Below are 14,834 nucleotides of genomic sequence, written 5' to 3' on the forward strand. Positions count from 1 at the left end.
ACAAGCGTTGCGTTCTGCCCCTTTGATGCAATAAGGGGTTATTCCGCTTTGGTTTAAGACAAGTCAGAAGGCAATGCACATGAGTGGCGTCAACGAGATCCGGTCGACATTTCTGAACTATTTCAAGAAGAACGGCCATGAGATCGTGGCGTCGAGCCCGCTTGTCCCGCGCAATGACCCAACGCTGATGTTCACCAATGCCGGCATGGTTCAGTTCAAGAATGTTTTTACCGGTCTGGAGCAGCGCCCCTATAGCCGCGCCACCACGTCGCAGAAATGCGTGCGCGCCGGTGGCAAGCACAATGATCTTGATAATGTCGGCTATACAGCCCGCCACCACACTTTTTTTGAAATGCTCGGCAATTTCTCCTTTGGCGATTATTTCAAGGAGGAGGCGATCAACCTTGCCTGGAACCTGATCACCAAAGAATTCGGCCTCGACAAGAATAAGCTGCTGGTCACTGTCTATCATACGGATGATGCGGCGGCTGGTTTCTGGAAGAAGATTGCCGGTCTTCCCGAGGATCGCATCATCCGCATTGCCACCAGTGATAATTTCTGGGCGATGGGCGATACCGGACCTTGCGGCCCGTGCTCGGAGATTTTCTACGACCACGGCGAAGATATCTGGGGCGGCCCTCCCGGCAGCGCCGATGAGGATGGCGACCGCTTTATCGAGATCTGGAATCTGGTGTTCATGCAGTTCGAGCAGATCACCAAGGAACAGCGCATTGATTTGCCACGCCCGTCGATTGATACGGGTATGGGTCTGGAGCGTCTTGCGGCGGTGCTGCAGGGTGAGCATGACAATTACGACATTGATCTGTTCCGTGCGTTGATCCGTGCGTCGGAAGATGCAACCGGCGTCAAGGCGGAAGGCAAATTCCGCGCCAGCCACCGGGTGATTGCCGATCATCTGCGCTCGTCGAGCTTCCTCATTGCCGACGGCGTGCTGCCATCCAATGAAGGCCGTGGCTATGTGTTGCGCCGGATCATGCGCCGCGCCATGCGCCATGCGCAGTTGCTTGGTGCGAAGGAGCCGCTGATGTGGCGCCTGCTGCCGGCGCTGATCCGCGAAATGGGGCAGGCTTATCCGGAGCTTATCCGCGCGGAAGCTCTGATTTCGGAAACATTGAAGCTTGAGGAAACCCGATTCCGCAAGACGCTCGACCGCGGCCTTGGCCTCCTCAGCGATGCGACAGAGGGGCTTGGCGAAGGTGATCGTCTTGATGGCGAGACCGCATTCAAACTCTATGACACATTCGGCTTCCCGCTTGATTTGACACAGGATGCATTGCGCCAGCGCGGTATTGCTGTTGATACGGATGCTTTTGCTGCCGCGATGGAACGCCAGAAGGCGGAAGCACGCGCCCATTGGTCCGGTTCGGGCGATGCTGCGACGGAAACAGTGTGGTTCGCGGTGCGCGATAAGGTCGGCGCGACCGAATTCCTCGGTTACGAAACGGAAAAAGCGGAAGGTGTCATCACCGCGCTTGTGCGTGATGGCGCGCAGGTCGACAGCGCCGGGGAAGGCGAGAACATTGCCATTGTGGTCAATCAGACGCCGTTTTATGGCGAATCCGGTGGCCAGCAGGGCGATACGGGCGTCATTTCCGGCGATGGCTTTACGGTTGTCGTCACCGATACGCAAAAGAAGAATGATGGTGTGTTCGTGCATCTTGGCAAGGTCGTCAAGGGCACAGTGAAACTGGATGCGCCGGTTGAACTGGTGGTTGATAGCGCACGTCGCACGCGTATCCGCTCCAACCATTCGGCCACGCACCTTCTGCACGAAGCACTGCGCGAAACGCTCGGCACCCATGTGGCGCAAAAGGGTTCGCTGGTGGCGCCGGATCGGCTGCGGTTCGATTTCTCGCATCCGAAGCCGATTTCCGACAAGGAACTCGCTGTTATCGAAGATCTTGCCAACGAGATCGTTCTGCAGAATGCACCTGTCAGCACCCGCCTGATGGCGGTGGATGATGCTATTGCGGAAGGCGCCATGGCGCTGTTCGGCGAAAAATATGGCGATGAGGTGCGGGTTGTCTCCATGGGCACGGCGCTGCATGGCGACAAGGCAGGCAAGAGCTATTCGACCGAACTTTGCGGCGGCACGCATGTGCGCGCAACCGGCGATATCGGCCTGATCCGCATTGTCTCGGAAAGCGCTGTTGCTGCCGGTGTTCGCCGCATGGAAGCGCTGACAGGCGAGGCGGCCCGCCGCTATCTTGAAGAGCAGGATGAACGCGTCAAGGCGATTGCCAGCGCGCTCAAATCCTCTCCCGCCGATGCATTGTCGCGGGTGACTGCGCTGATGGATGAGCGCCGCAAGCTCGAACGGGAATTGACCGAAGCGCGCAAGCAATTGGCACTTGGTGGCTCCAATGCTGGTGGTGCCCAGTCCGAAACCGTCAATGGCGTCGGGTTCATTGGCAAGGTTGTCACTGGCGTCAGCCCGCGCGACCTGAAGCCGTTGGCTGATGATGCCAAAAAGACCGTCGGCTCCGGCATCGTGACCTTTATCGGCGTCTCGGAAGATGGCAAGGCCAGCGCTGTTGTTGGCGTCACTGATGATCTCGTCGGCAAATTCAGCGCTGTTGACCTGGTCAAGATTGCCTCTGCGGCACTTGGCGGTGCCGGTGGTGGTGGCCGTCCTGACATGGCGCAGGCCGGTGGTCCCGATGGCACCAAGGCTGAGGCTGCTATTATCGCCGTGCGCGACGCTTTGGCGGGCTAACGCAGCTCGTTTGTTAGAGCGGCTCTTTTCGTATCGTCAGTCGGATTGCACTGGCGGCGGGATTGGATTGGCCACAGATTGAACTGGTTTTGTTTGGACTGGTTCAGTCTTCCCCAAGCCACCTGTCGGTAGACCGCCTGTCAGTAGGCCGCCTCTCGGCAGTTGCCAAGAATTGCCGACTGCGGCTGTTGTCGAATGCTGATTGTCGCGACACCGCACACCCTGTCGACGTATGAGCTGGCACCGGTGGCGTACGATATACGCGGGTGGGTACGATATACGCGATACGCGGGTGGTGCGCGATTTAACCTGTGATTTGCTGGCGGCGTCGAGCCCATGGCGGCGTGTGGCCTATGGCGAAGGATCGTGGCGCTGCGAACCAACGCGCGCAAAAACCACTCCGGCAAATCCGGCAGGACAATCCGCTCCGATAACAGACGCCCTCAAGAAGATGGTTCATGTGCAACGCGGATGTTCGCAGGAACAGTCGTGCGCGACAGGCACCAAGCGTCCGCAAGAGGGATTCAAGTCACTATCTATAGAGATATCAAGCCGCTGCCCATCGTCTAAGCATCGTTATCTACACATCAGTTTTTCATCATCTACACATCAGTTTTTCATCATCTACACATCCGGAATATCCACGCCATGACATCTGGAATCCAGTTCATGTAGCGCTCAGCTTTCATATGCATCTCTTTGCGAATGCGCGGCCTATCCATTTCGCATCAAGCGCACCCAATTCCCGTAATGCCCTTTCCAGTGGTGTTTTGAGCGTTTTGAGCCAATCGAGGGTATAAATCTTAATGCGGCTGAATCCTGATCTCGTTTCCTCATTCATCACTTGAGCTTGAATATACAGAATGCAGAATTCATTATCAATTATACTATGGTATAATTGGAATCTCCTCCTATTTTCGATATGATTTTACAGTGCTTCGATAACGCGATAGGTGTGTTGCGCGTGCGTAGTGGTTTGTTTGTAAATTGGTTCAGAGGCGTATTGCTTAACATCTCGAGTATCTGTTTTGATTATTGATTTTGTGAGCTGCTGTGAAAGATGTTCTTGCTCTTTTATTTGCCGCGGTCATGCTTGTTGCTTGTCAGACATCGACAGTGGTCAAAGACGTGCATATGGCAAGTGATACGGCCTATGGACCTGATGTCATGGCTTACTACGCTGTGTTCACGTCGCTGAGTGCCCAGCCATTTTACTCGACCACGGTGGGTTATGGTTTCAAGACGCGCTATGTCGGGCCGAGTAAAAGTATGATTTCGCAAGCATGGAGTTATGGCAAGCAATTGCAGTTTACCGGGGGATTAAGCACGAAGGTGCCTTGTTATCTCCTGCCGTGTTCACCGACGCGGGAAGACACGGGCGTGGTTTCGATGGACGAAGCGGACTTTGTCGCCGCTGCTACGAAGGGATTTGATTTTGAACTGGCGGGGAAAGCCGGGAAAATTGTCGGACGGATACCAGCCCATGCCTTTCGCCGGGTGCTCGATCTGAAATCGACGATGAAATTGCCACGATGCCCGGTCACCTGTTCTACGGCGGCAAAGCCGAACAGGCTACCGAGTGGAAAGGAGGTATTTGACCAAGCAAAGGCGGAATCTGATCGAGAGGTGGAAACTGATGCTGCGGGGGAAATTCCCCTATAAATGTGATTGGGATGTGCTGACGCGCTGGGACGGGGCATCGTTGAAATGCGTCCGGTCGGCTCATTTGCAATTAGTCCGGTCAAGTCCATCATACTATGGCGGTTGAGGTGTAATGTCTGTTAAAGTCGGCTGATCGCAACGATGGCTCATTGCAAGGATGGGCAACCTCAAGCCTGGGCAATGTCATCCATTGGCAATTTCAAGTTGCTAATATCAAATGCTTAAGCCCCGGACAGCCAGCAGCAGATAGCCCAAATGCAGCTCAAAGTGGTAAACAGTTTGAAGCCGCAGGAAGCAGTAAACGAAGTGGCAAATGGCCCAATCACAATAACCAATCAAATTGTCAGCCACCAGATACTCAGAGCCAGATATCCCGAGCCAAATAGCCAAGCCCAAAACTCCGACTTGGAGACAGCACAACCCAAAGAACTTGGAGACAGCACAATCCAAAGAAAGAGCCCCATCTTTCGACAGGGCTTTTCAGTTCTTAAATGATTGCCTGATCAGACGGTCATGGCCTTCTTGACCATCAATCTTTCTATTCGATGAATTCCACGCTGCCGTCATGCAGTTTGAAAAAGCCATTTTGCGGGACAGGCAATTCAAGCATTTCGCGCATGGGTAATCCAAGGTACAGGCCTCGTATGAGCCGTCCTGTTAACCCGTGCGATATTGCAATTGTGCACACTGATAGGTCAGACAGCCACGCTTTCACGCGGATGCACGCAGAATCGAATGTCTCGCCATCCGGAGATCGAAAATACCAGTCAAAAGCATCTGCGCCGGTGAGCAGGCCGGGATATTCGGTATCTATCTCGTAGTGCGTCATTCCATCCCATGACCCCAAGGTTACCTCGGAAATTCGCGGTTCTTCACGGCTGGGTAAATCGACATGTCTTGTAATGATAGAAGCAGTTTCTCTGGCGCGTCCCAAAGGACTTATGTGAACATTGATGGGAAACGAATAGTCTTTGATTTCCTGGGCTAAAATCGTTCCTACTTGTTCGGCCTGCTCAATGCCACGTTGTGTCAATGCAGAGTTCAATTGTCCTTGGAAGCGTCCCACACTGTTCCAGACAGTTTCTCCGTGGCGAACCAGATATATGGATTTGTGGCGAAATGAATTCATTGTCTCGAAATGTCCTATTGCGAAATGACAATCGTTTCACATGCAACATTCTGAACATTCAAATCTTTTCTGTTCGATCGCTTGGGCCGAAACTCGATCACTATCGGGAATGTGATGTTGGGATCAAAAGTGCGATTGTTTGTTTCTTGAGGAGAGCAAGAAAAAGCCCCATCTTTCGACAGGGCTTTTCAGTTCTGAAATGATTGCCTGATCAGGCAGCCATGGCCTTCTGCAGGTTTTCATCGATCTTGTCGAGGAAGCCTGTTGTCGAGAGCCAAGGCTGATCAGGGCCGATCAGCAGTGCCAGATCCTTGGTCATGAAACCGGATTCAACCGTGTCCACGCAGACCTTTTCCAGTGTCAGGCTGAAGCGTTCCAGTTCCTTGTTGCCGTCAAGCTTGGCGCGGTGGGCGAGGCCACGCGTCCAGGCGAAGATGGAGGCAATGGAGTTGGTCGAGGTTTCCTCGCCCTTCTGATGCTGGCGGTAGTGACGCGTCACCGTGCCGTGGGCAGCTTCCGCTTCCACCGTCTTGCCATCCGGCGTCATCAGCACTGAGGTCATCAGGCCGAGCGAGCCAAAGCCCTGTGCCACGATGTCGGATTGGACGTCGCCGTCATAGTTCTTGCAGGCCCAGACATAACCGCCGGACCACTTCAATGCGGAGGCGACCATGTCATCGATCAGGCGATGCTCGTAGGTGATCTTCTTTTCGGCGAACTTGTCCTTGAATTCGGCATCGAACACTTCCTGGAAAATATCCTTGAAGCGGCCGTCATAGGCCTTGAGGATGGTGTTCTTGGTCGAGAGGTAGCAGGGAACGCCGCGATTATAGGCATAGTTGAACGAAGCATGGGCGAAATCACGGATGGAATCATCCAGATTATACATGGCCATGGCAACGCCCGCGCCGGGTGCGTCATAAACTTCGTGTTCAATCGTCTTGCCATCTTCGCCGACAAATTTGATCGACAGCTTGCCCTTGCCGGGGAATTTGAAATCAGTGGCGCGGTACTGATCGCCGAAAGCATGACGGCCAACGATGATCGGCTGGGTCCAGCCCGGAACAAGACGGGGAACGTTCTTGGCAATGATCGGTTCGCGGAAGATAACGCCGCCGAGAATGTTGCGGATGGTGCCGTTGGGCGACTTCCACATCTTCTTGAGGCCGAATTCCTCAACGCGCTGTTCATCCGGGGTGATGGTGGCGCATTTGACGCCAACGCCATACTGCTTGATCGCATTGGCGGCATCGATGGTCACCTGATCATCGGTTGCATCGCGGTGCTCGACGCCCAGATCGTAATATTTCAGATCGATGTCGAGATAGGGATGGATCAGCTTTTCTTTGATGTATTGCCAGATGATGCGGGTCATCTCGTCGCCGTCAAGCTCGACAACCGGGTTTGCAACCTTGATCTTTGCCATGAATAGTCAGCCTCTTTTTTGCTGGTCTGGGAATGCCAGCATCGGTTTTCGTTGAGGGTTCGCGCCCCTATAGCACTCGCAAACGAGAACGCAAAGACAGGCTTTAACGCTTTGATGGCAATCCATGCGGAATAATGCGGGTGAGAGCTTTTGAGGGGGGTAAAAGTGGAGGGCTGGTTCGTGGCTTCGTGGTCCGTGGTTCGACAAGCTCACCATGAGGCCCTTCGACAGGCTCAGGGTGAGGGCACTAAATTCTGCGCATTCTGCGATTATCGTTGCATCTCCGCTCTCCCTCATGGTTGTTTTGTCGAACCACGAACCACGAACCACCACTCACCCACCCACACACAATCAAACCACCGCATTGCCCCGTGAAAAAGCGCGTTGTATGAGGGCGCGTTCACAATGGATTGATCATGGCAGGTACAGACAGACAGCGCACGCTCATCGCCGAAGGACCGGCAATCATACTGGTTGAGCCGCAATTGCCCGAAAATATCGGCATGGTGGCGCGGGCCATGGCTAATTTCGGTCTGGCGGAACTACGCCTCGTTAAACCACGCGAGGAATTCCCCAATGACAAGGCGCGCTCCGCTGCCAGCCGGGCCGACCATATTATCGATGCTGCCAAGGTCTATGACGATCTGCCGTCGGCGATCGAGGATCTGCACTTCGTCTATGCCACCACGGCGCGCGAGCGCGATGCGTTCAAACAGGTGCGCGGACCGGTTGAAGCCGGACAGACATTGCGCCAGCGCTTTAACCGGGGTGAGAAGACGGGGATTCTTTTTGGCCGCGAGCGTTTCGGCCTCAATAATGACGAAGTCAGCCTTGCCGATGAGCTGGTGACATTTCCGGTCAATCCGGCATTTTCGTCGCTGAATATCGCACAGGCGGTTTTGCTCATGTCTTATGAGTGGATGAAATCCGGGTTGGAGAAGGAAACGGACACGGCCTTCCGTGGTCCCGAACTTGAGCCTGCGCCAAAAGAACAGCTGCAGGGCTTTTTCAATCATCTGGAAGATGCTTTGCAGGCGCGCGGTTATTTCCGCCCGATGGCGCGCAAGGAAATCATGGTCAACAATCTGCGCGGTGTTTTGACCCGGGCGGGATTTTCTGACTCGGAGTTGAGGCTATTGCGCGGTGTTGTCGTCTCGCTGGATTATTTCAGCCCGAAGACGCCGCGCGGTTCCGGCGCGCCTGAAGGGCGCAAGCGGGAAAAGCCGGTTGTGAAAAAGATTATCGCTCCCGAGGAGGACACATCAGGCGATGAGTGAAACAGCCGACCGGCCAATCATTGCATTTGATAGCGGCATTGGCGGTTTGACCGTGCTGCGCGAGGCGCGGGTGCTCATCCCCGACAGGCGTTTTGTCTATATCGCCGATGATGCCGGTTTTCCCTATGGTGACTGGGATGAGGAGCCGCTGCGTGAGCGCATCGTCGGGCTGTTCGAGGGGTTTATTGCGAAATATGATCCTGAGATCGTCATCATCCCCTGCAATACCGCATCAACACTGGTGCTGGATGATCTGCGCCTGACCTTTCCATCAGTGCCTTTCGTTGGCACAGTGCCTGCGATCAAACCGGCTGCCGAGCGCACATCATCGGGCCTCATCTCGGTGCTGGCAACGCCCGGCACCGTGAAGCGCGCCTATACGCGGGATCTTATCCAGTCCTTTGCCACGAAATGCCATGTACGGCTTGTTGGCAGCCAGAATCTGGCACGCATGGCCGAAGCGCATATTCGCGGCGATCATATTGATGATGCTGACATACTGGCTGAGATTGCCCCATGTTTTGTCGAGATGGATGGCAAGCGCACCGATATTGTCGTGCTTGCCTGCACGCATTACCCGTTTTTGGCCAATGTGTTTCGCCGACTGGCACCATGGCCCGTGGATTGGCTCGATCCGGCTGAGGCGATTGCTCGCCGCACTTTATCGCTGCTCAAGCCCAATGGTACGGGTATCGAGCCTGAACATGGTGACGATATTGCCGTGTTCACATCGGGCAATCCCGATTTTTCAACACGCCGGCTGATGCAGGGTTTTGGGCTTGCCATGGGGTGATAATGGCGGAACCGAAGCCCCGCCATTGTCAGTCTTTCATACCAGTGCTGCTTCGGCCTTCACGGGTTGACCAAGTTCCTTGCGGATGACAGGGGCAACCTTGGTTCCGTATAGCTCAATGGCCTTCAGCGTGTTCCTGTGCGGCAGGCTGCCAAGATCGATCTGCAGCATGAAACGGTCATGCTTGAAGTAGGTATGCTGCAGCATGATCTTGTCGATGACCTCCTGCGGTGATCCGACCAGAAGCGCGCCGCGCGGTGTGCGGCCTGCTTCAAACTGCGCCCGGTTGCTCGGCGGCCAGCCACGTTCACGCCCGATCTTGTTCATTACCACCTCATAGGACGGCCAATAGCCATCCGCTGCGGCCTGCGATGTCTCGGCCACATAGCCATGCGAATTGATGCTGACCTTCAGCACTTCAGGCGCGTGGCCAGCTTTTGCGCCGGCCTCACGGTAAAGTTCAACCAGCGGTGCAAAGCGATGCGGCTCACCGCCGATGATTGCAACCGCAAGCGGCAGACCAAGTGTACCGGCCCGAATGACTGAAGCGGGTGTGCCGCCAACAGCAATCCATACGGGCAGGGGATTTTGCACCGGACGCGGATAGACGCCGAGATTGTTGATCGGCGCGCGCAGATTGCCTTTCCACGTCACACGTTCGCTGGCCCGCAGTTTCAGCAGCAGGTCGAGCTTTTCGGTGAACAGTTCGTCATAATCATTGAGGTCGTAACCGAACAGCGGAAAGGACTCGATGAACGAACCGCGCCCGGCCATGATTTCCGCGCGGCCCGAGGAGATGAGATCAAGCGTCGCATATTCCTGAAACACGCGAACCGGATCTTCGGAGCTTAAAACCGTGACGGCGCTGGTCAGGCGAATGTTTTTCGTACGTGCGGCACCAGCGGCCAGAACCACAGCGGGCGTTGAAATGACGAAATCCGGCCGGTGATGTTCACCAATGCCAAAAACATCAAGACCGACCTGATCGGCCAGTTCCATTTCCTCGAGCAGATTCAGCATGCGCTGATGCGCATCAATGGCAACACCGCTCGTGGGGTCAGGGCTCATGCCTGCAAATGTATAGATGCCGAGTTCCATGATCTTCACCTTCGTATTTCCGTTGCCGCTTAGTTAAGCACGGGGTGGGGGCTTGTGAAGAACGCACATTCCGGTTGCCAAGGCACCAAAAGGAAACCGGGATGGGGAGGTGTTTATGGGGGTGAATGCTGGTGGTGCGTGGTTCGTGGTTCGAGGGAGATGCGTGGGTTGCACAACCACTGTCGCGCCCTTCGACAGGCTCAGGATGAGGGATGGTGTTGGCTGCAATGCTAGTCGCAGAGATTGCAGTGCAAAAGGTTGCAGAACTTGACTCCCTGCAATCCTCTCTCTCCCTCATCCTGAGCTTGTCGAAGGGCGCGACAATGGTTCTGCAACCACCCATTTTCAAAAAACTGTGCCAACTTATCCAACACCATCCCAGCTCACTTATTCTGATGGTGTCCTTTCCGGCGGGAATGCTCCGGAAACCTTCTGAAGTCAGGAAAGGATCGGTGATTTCACCTGCGGGGCTGTTAACCCTGCAGGGGAAGCGGTTTTATCTCACAAGGGTAAAACCAGTCATCGGGACGGGTGATCCGGTTATTTTCTTGGCTCAAACAGGAAAATATCCGGGGAACGCATGACTACACTACCAATACCAAGACTTCCGCGTTCCCCTTTGGATCGCCCGTCTTTGCCACCTCATCAATAGCCAGACGCAAAAGCGGGCGTGGTAATGGGAAATGATATTCCGCAACTGCAATGTTGGTGGATGTAGTCACCCCCCCCTCTGTCCTGTCGGACATCTCCCCACAAGGGGGGAGATCACTGCTATCTTGCACAATTTGAAACGTTTCCAGTTGTGCAAAGGCGTTCATGCCAATGTGATCTCCCCCCTTGTGGGGGAGATGTCCGACAGGACAGAGGGGGGTGAAAGCTTTCAGGATGAGGGAGATGGGTGGGTTGCAATGTTGACCACCAACGTCGCAGAACTTGACTCTCTTGCACCCCCTCCGTCATCCTCGGGTTTAACCCGAGGACCGGCGATCAGTGCCAGAGCTATCAGTAGCCGACAGTGAAGCGCTGCTGGATGTGTTTTCCAGCTTCAGCTTCATCAAGAATCGCAACAGCAAGATCAGATGCGCTGATCGTGCTGTGGCCTTCGGCGTTGAACACCGGGTTGTCCTTGCCCAGCCGGTAGGTGCCAGTGCGCGGGCCGGGCACGAGAGCGAAGGGTGGTGAGACAAAACTCCAGTCGAGGCCGTTCTCAGTCTTCAGGTCGTTGAGGGCCTGACGAGCACCGAGCGCGCCTTCCTTCCATTCCGCAGGAAAGTCAGGACCATCGACAAACTGCTTGCCTTCCGCATTGAACAAGCTGCCAGCGCCGCCCACAACGATCAGGCGTTTGATACCAGCCTTTTTGGTGGCTTCGGTGATGGCCTTGCTCGCCTTGATGTGAATGGCCTGAATGTCATCAACGCCCCAGCCCGGATTATAGGCGGACAGAACAATGTCGCTGCCACCAAGCTTTGCGGTAAGGTCAGCAGCATCAAGCACGTCGACCTTGACTGCCTTCACGCCATCGAGTTTTTCCACCTTGTCGACATTGCGAACCAGCGCAGTCACGCTATGGCCGCGCGATACCGCTTCCTTCAAAAGTTCCTTGCCAACGAAGCCTGTGGCGCCGATGAGTGCGATTTTCATGTTGATCTCCTATATGCGAGGGTACGGATTGTTTTCTGGTTACTATTAATAACCATCTATGCTAGAAGCCGCGTCCTGTGAAGAACGCACTTTTTCCGTTTCAGGGAACATGGAAGTAACCACCCCTGAAAATGATGAGGACCATGAGATGAGCATTCATTCAAAACCCGATGGCGATGTGCCCCTGCTGTCCACATCGGCAGCTATGGTGGCTGATGGCGCCGGTGCCTGCCCGATGCGCGAGGTGCTGGATATTGTCGGCGACAGCTGGAGCCTGCTGGTGATCATCAATCTTCAGGGCGGGCCGCGCCGGTTCAATGTACTGCGCCGGATGGTCGAGGGGATTTCGCAGCGCATGCTGACGGTGACGCTTCGTTCGCTGGAGCGTGACGGCCTGGTATTGCGCACGGTCAAACCATCGTCTCCACCTGAGGTTACATATGCGCTGACATCGATTGGCCATTCGATTGCCGTTCCGGTCGGTGCGCTCGGGGATTGGGCAGTGAAAAACCGCGATCATCTGCGTCAAGCCCGCAAGGTGTTTGATGAGGTGCAGGAGGGGTGATCTGCAAAGGGTGATGCGAAGTTCGTGGTGTGTGGTTCGACATAACAACCACGAACCACACGCTCTCACGCTACTGGGAACCCTCGCGCATGCCCTGCGTTTTTCCTCTGTAGGAAATTGACAGGGAGAAAGACAATGCCTGCAAAATCTCAGGCCCAGCAGAAAGCTGCGGGCGCCGCTTTGTCAGCCAAGCGTGGTGAGACGAAGAAAAGCGAACTCAAGGGCGCATCAAAGAGCATGTATGATTCGATGAGTGAAAAGCAGCTTGAGGAATTTGCCGAGACTGATCGCAAGGGTCTGCCCCAGAAGGTGAAGCCCAAGAAATAAGTGTGTGGTTCGTGGTTCGACAAGCTCACCATGAGGGACAGAGGTGATGAAAGGGAGCTAGGTTCTGCAACCTTTTTGATCTGTAACGTTGGCGATTAGCGTTGCATCCACACTCTCCCTCATGGTGAGCTTGTCGAACCACGAACCACGAACCACGAACCACGAACCACGAACCAGCAATGCAACACATTCTATTGAACTAATCAGGGCAAAACCTGCAACGCCCCAGATATCATTCACAGATGCGCGCTTTGCACGCCTTACCGTGGCAGCCGAGATCCAGATGCAGATTGCCCTGATGGGCGGCATCACCATCGGGGCCAATCACGGTCATGAATTTCTCGCAGCTGGTTTTTTGCACCGACCGCCAGAATTCCTGTTCTTCCGGTGATCCTTTCCAGCCGGAACCAAGTTCCGTGGCTTTGCCGTTGGTGAACTTGAACGACATGATATCGAGTGCATTGGCAAAGGCGTGTTCCGATACGCGGCCCTTATGACCATTATTGACCTTGCGGCACTGATAGTCGGAACCCGTGGAAATACTCTCAATCCCCGCACCAAATGATTTTTGCGCTGCCTGCTCCACATCGCCGATCCATCCGGCAAGTGTTCCCGCCATGGTGCAGTTCGTGGTGATGGGCGCAGCAAATTTCACCGGCTTATCCTTGCCGATGGCGGTAATTTTGAGCGGCGAGCGCTCACCGCACATGCCTTCGGACAAGGGCGGAATGATTTCGCCCTGAACATCGCCGTTCATCAGCGCCGGACAGGCATTCTGATAGACGCGATCGGGAGAAGTGGCCGGATCGGATTTCTCAGCCGTGTCTTCATCATCGGACTTCGTGTCATTCTTATCGGCGGCTTTTCCGTCAGGGGAAGGATTGGGTCCGAGCTGTTCTGCGGGCTTAACATCAGGTTTCTCCGCCGGTTTGGCTTCGGGCGCAGGTTTCTCCTCGGGAACCGGCGTTGTTTCCGGATCGGCCTTCTGAATATCCTCTGCGGGCTTTTCCTCGGGCCTGGGCGCTTCGGGTGCGGCTTCACTGCCTGGTTTGGTTTGCGGGACTGGCGGTACAACCGGCAGTACGGGTCGGTTTGCCGTGGAGTGCCGTCTCTGGCGCGCTTCGGCGATATCGGCAGTGCTGATCAAAGCCGTTGTTGCAAAACATGCTGTGAGGAATAAAAGGACGAGTGTCAAACAGCGCTGCTGCTGCGAGAATAGGGTCATTATCGGCTCTACTCCTGTTGAGCGTCTAACCTAACGCCTAATGCGGGCTATCGGTTTCAAACTTTATAAACCGGTGAAATGCTCGGTCTGGCTTGACATCAACAAACCTTCACACTAGAAGCCACCCCAGCGCAGGGCTCAACGGCTCTGCGTTTCATTTGACGTGTCCCGTGAGTGATTTCGCAAAGCGTGCGTGAATCATTCTGTCAGTCTTCAAAAACAGGAGGCAGAGGAGGGCGCGTTTCCTTGAATCGGGGCGCAGGCTTCGATTTGGTTTGGTTGAAAGGAAATGCGATGAGCAAGCGCGAATCGTCCAAGTATAAAATTGATCGCCGTCTTGGCGAAAACATCTGGGGCCGTCCAAAATCCCCGGTTAACCGTCGTGAATATGGTCCCGGCCAGCATGGTCAGCGCCGTAAGAGCAAGCTTTCCGATTTCGGCGTACAGCTGCGCGCCAAGCAGAAGCTCAAGGGCTTCTACGGCGACATCTCGGAAAAGCAGTTCCGCAAGACCTATGAAGAAGCTTCCCGTCGTAAGGGCGATACCGGCGAACAGCTGATCGGCCTGCTCGAGTCGCGTCTGGATGCAGTGGTGTACCGCGCCAAGTTCGTTGCGACGATCTTTGCTGCGCGCCAGTTCGTCAACCACGGTCACGTCAACGTCAACGGCCGCCGCGTCAACATTCAGTCCTACATCTGCAAGGCAGGTGACGTGATTGAAGTGCGCGAAAAGTCAAAGCAGCTCGCTTTCGTTCTCGAAGCCAGCCAGCTTGCTGAACGTGATGTTCCTGAATATCTCGAAGTTGACCACAACAAGATGGTTGCCAAGTACTCACGCGTTCCGGCCTTCTCCGATGTGCCATACGCTGTACAGATGGAACCAAATCTGGTTGTCGAATTCTATTCGCGTTAATCAGTTCTGAGTTTACGAAAAGCCGCCCCGAGAAATCCG

Annotated in this window: 14 protein-coding genes; 8 read left to right on the forward strand and 6 right to left on the reverse strand. The window is 54.9% G+C overall.

The genetic code is table 11. From position 1 onward, the window contains the following. Nucleotides 1–79 precede the first annotated feature (79 nt). Nucleotides 80–2,737, forward strand: coding sequence for an alanine--tRNA ligase (alaS, locus tag FHW17_RS15025; RefSeq protein WP_182510240.1), 2,658 nt, complete (start codon nt 80–82; stop codon nt 2,735–2,737). 1,053 nt (nt 2,738–3,790) lie between these two features. Then, nucleotides 3,791–4,399, forward strand: coding sequence for a hypothetical protein (locus FHW17_RS15030; RefSeq protein ID WP_182510241.1), 609 nt, complete (start codon nt 3,791–3,793; stop codon nt 4,397–4,399). Nucleotides 4,400–4,937: 538 nt separating this feature from the next. Here FHW17_RS15030 and FHW17_RS15035 read toward each other — a convergent pair. Both FHW17_RS15035 and FHW17_RS15040 read right to left on the reverse strand, forming a co-directional pair. Beyond that, nucleotides 4,938–5,528, reverse strand: a complete 591-nt coding sequence (locus tag FHW17_RS15035; protein WP_112525129.1) for a histidine phosphatase family protein — start codon at nt 5,526–5,528, stop codon at nt 4,938–4,940. Between the two features lie 211 nt (nt 5,529–5,739). Further along, nucleotides 5,740–6,954 (reverse strand): NADP-dependent isocitrate dehydrogenase, encoded by a 1,215-nt coding sequence (locus tag FHW17_RS15040; protein ID WP_091877553.1) that lies wholly within the window; start codon nt 6,952–6,954, stop codon nt 5,740–5,742. Nucleotides 6,955–7,370: 416 nt separating this feature from the next. On the opposite strand from FHW17_RS15040, the gene FHW17_RS15045 reads away from it, so the two are divergent. Together FHW17_RS15045 and murI are read left to right on the forward strand one after the other, a co-directional pair. Next, a complete protein-coding gene (locus tag FHW17_RS15045) occupies nt 7,371–8,231 on the forward strand; it encodes an RNA methyltransferase (protein WP_112525247.1) in 861 nt (286 codons plus the stop codon). Continuing rightward, a complete protein-coding gene (gene murI / locus FHW17_RS15050; RefSeq protein WP_112525127.1) occupies nt 8,224–9,024 on the forward strand; it encodes a glutamate racemase in 801 nt (266 codons plus the stop codon). The genes FHW17_RS15045 and murI overlap by 8 nt, the downstream gene beginning before the upstream one ends. Before the next feature lie 36 nt (nt 9,025–9,060). Here the strand turns inward: murI and FHW17_RS15055 are convergent, their stop codons facing one another. Continuing rightward, nucleotides 9,061–10,122, reverse strand: coding sequence for an LLM class flavin-dependent oxidoreductase (locus FHW17_RS15055; RefSeq protein WP_113095687.1), 1,062 nt, complete (start codon nt 10,120–10,122; stop codon nt 9,061–9,063). 212 nt (nt 10,123–10,334) lie between these two features. On the opposite strand from FHW17_RS15055, the gene FHW17_RS15060 reads away from it, so the two are divergent. Continuing rightward, complete coding sequence (locus tag FHW17_RS15060; RefSeq protein WP_182510242.1) at nt 10,335–10,706, forward strand: hypothetical protein; 372 nt, start codon at nt 10,335–10,337, stop codon at nt 10,704–10,706. Here the strand turns inward: FHW17_RS15060 and FHW17_RS15065 are convergent, their stop codons facing one another. Both FHW17_RS15065 and FHW17_RS15070 read right to left on the reverse strand, forming a co-directional pair. After that, a complete protein-coding gene (locus FHW17_RS15065) occupies nt 10,707–10,940 on the reverse strand; it encodes a hypothetical protein (protein WP_182510243.1) in 234 nt (77 codons plus the stop codon). It abuts the gene before it with no gap. A gap of 184 nt (nt 10,941–11,124) precedes the next feature. Then, complete coding sequence (locus FHW17_RS15070; RefSeq protein WP_112528558.1) at nt 11,125–11,766, reverse strand: NAD(P)-dependent oxidoreductase; 642 nt, start codon at nt 11,764–11,766, stop codon at nt 11,125–11,127. Nucleotides 11,767–11,914: 148 nt separating this feature from the next. Between FHW17_RS15070 and FHW17_RS15075 the strand changes: the two genes are divergently transcribed. Both FHW17_RS15075 and FHW17_RS15080 read left to right on the forward strand, forming a co-directional pair. Next, complete coding sequence (locus tag FHW17_RS15075) at nt 11,915–12,331, forward strand: helix-turn-helix domain-containing protein (RefSeq protein ID WP_182510244.1); 417 nt, start codon at nt 11,915–11,917, stop codon at nt 12,329–12,331. Between the two features lie 135 nt (nt 12,332–12,466). After that, nucleotides 12,467–12,658: a DUF3008 family protein gene (locus FHW17_RS15080; protein WP_112528560.1), complete on the forward strand. Its 192-nt coding sequence runs from the start codon at nt 12,467–12,469 to the stop codon at nt 12,656–12,658. 232 nt (nt 12,659–12,890) lie between these two features. On the opposite strand, the gene FHW17_RS15085 is transcribed toward FHW17_RS15080, so the two are convergent. Beyond that, nucleotides 12,891–13,883, reverse strand: coding sequence for an extensin family protein (locus tag FHW17_RS15085; RefSeq protein ID WP_182510245.1), 993 nt, complete (start codon nt 13,881–13,883; stop codon nt 12,891–12,893). Nucleotides 13,884–14,177: 294 nt separating this feature from the next. Between FHW17_RS15085 and rpsD the strand changes: the two genes are divergently transcribed. Then, entirely contained in the window at nt 14,178–14,795 is a 618-nt protein-coding gene (gene rpsD, locus FHW17_RS15090; protein ID WP_091877541.1) for a 30S ribosomal protein S4, read from the forward strand. The last annotated feature ends 39 nt before the right edge of the window (nt 14,796–14,834 follow it).

Source organism: Phyllobacterium sp. P30BS-XVII (genome assembly GCF_014138335.1).
Classification (GTDB): Bacteria; Pseudomonadota; Alphaproteobacteria; order Rhizobiales; family Rhizobiaceae; genus Phyllobacterium; species Phyllobacterium meliloti.

What these genes read in the sequence shown, in the direction of transcription:
- murI (WP_112525127.1), top strand. Translation starts at nt 8,224, where the DNA reads ATGAGTGAAACAGCCGACCGGCCAATCATTGCATTTGATAGCGGCATT.
- FHW17_RS15040 (WP_091877553.1), bottom strand. Translation starts at nt 6,954, where the DNA reads ATGGCAAAGATCAAGGTTGCAAACCCGGTTGTCGAGCTTGACGGCGAC.
- FHW17_RS15070 (WP_112528558.1), bottom strand. Translation starts at nt 11,766, where the DNA reads ATGAAAATCGCACTCATCGGCGCCACAGGCTTCGTTGGCAAGGAACTT.
- FHW17_RS15075 (WP_182510244.1), top strand. Translation starts at nt 11,915, where the DNA reads ATGAGCATTCATTCAAAACCCGATGGCGATGTGCCCCTGCTGTCCACA.
- FHW17_RS15055 (WP_113095687.1), bottom strand. Translation starts at nt 10,122, where the DNA reads ATGGAACTCGGCATCTATACATTTGCAGGCATGAGCCCTGACCCCACG.
- FHW17_RS15045 (WP_112525247.1), top strand. Translation starts at nt 7,371, where the DNA reads ATGGCAGGTACAGACAGACAGCGCACGCTCATCGCCGAAGGACCGGCA.
- FHW17_RS15035 (WP_112525129.1), bottom strand. Translation starts at nt 5,528, where the DNA reads ATGAATTCATTTCGCCACAAATCCATATATCTGGTTCGCCACGGAGAA.
- FHW17_RS15065 (WP_182510243.1), bottom strand. Translation starts at nt 10,940, where the DNA reads ATGAACGCCTTTGCACAACTGGAAACGTTTCAAATTGTGCAAGATAGC.
- FHW17_RS15085 (WP_182510245.1), bottom strand. Translation starts at nt 13,883, where the DNA reads ATGACCCTATTCTCGCAGCAGCAGCGCTGTTTGACACTCGTCCTTTTA.
- alaS (WP_182510240.1), top strand. Translation starts at nt 80, where the DNA reads ATGAGTGGCGTCAACGAGATCCGGTCGACATTTCTGAACTATTTCAAG.
- rpsD (WP_091877541.1), top strand. Translation starts at nt 14,178, where the DNA reads ATGAGCAAGCGCGAATCGTCCAAGTATAAAATTGATCGCCGTCTTGGC.
- FHW17_RS15060 (WP_182510242.1), top strand. Translation starts at nt 10,335, where the DNA reads ATGGTGTTGGCTGCAATGCTAGTCGCAGAGATTGCAGTGCAAAAGGTT.
- FHW17_RS15080 (WP_112528560.1), top strand. Translation starts at nt 12,467, where the DNA reads ATGCCTGCAAAATCTCAGGCCCAGCAGAAAGCTGCGGGCGCCGCTTTG.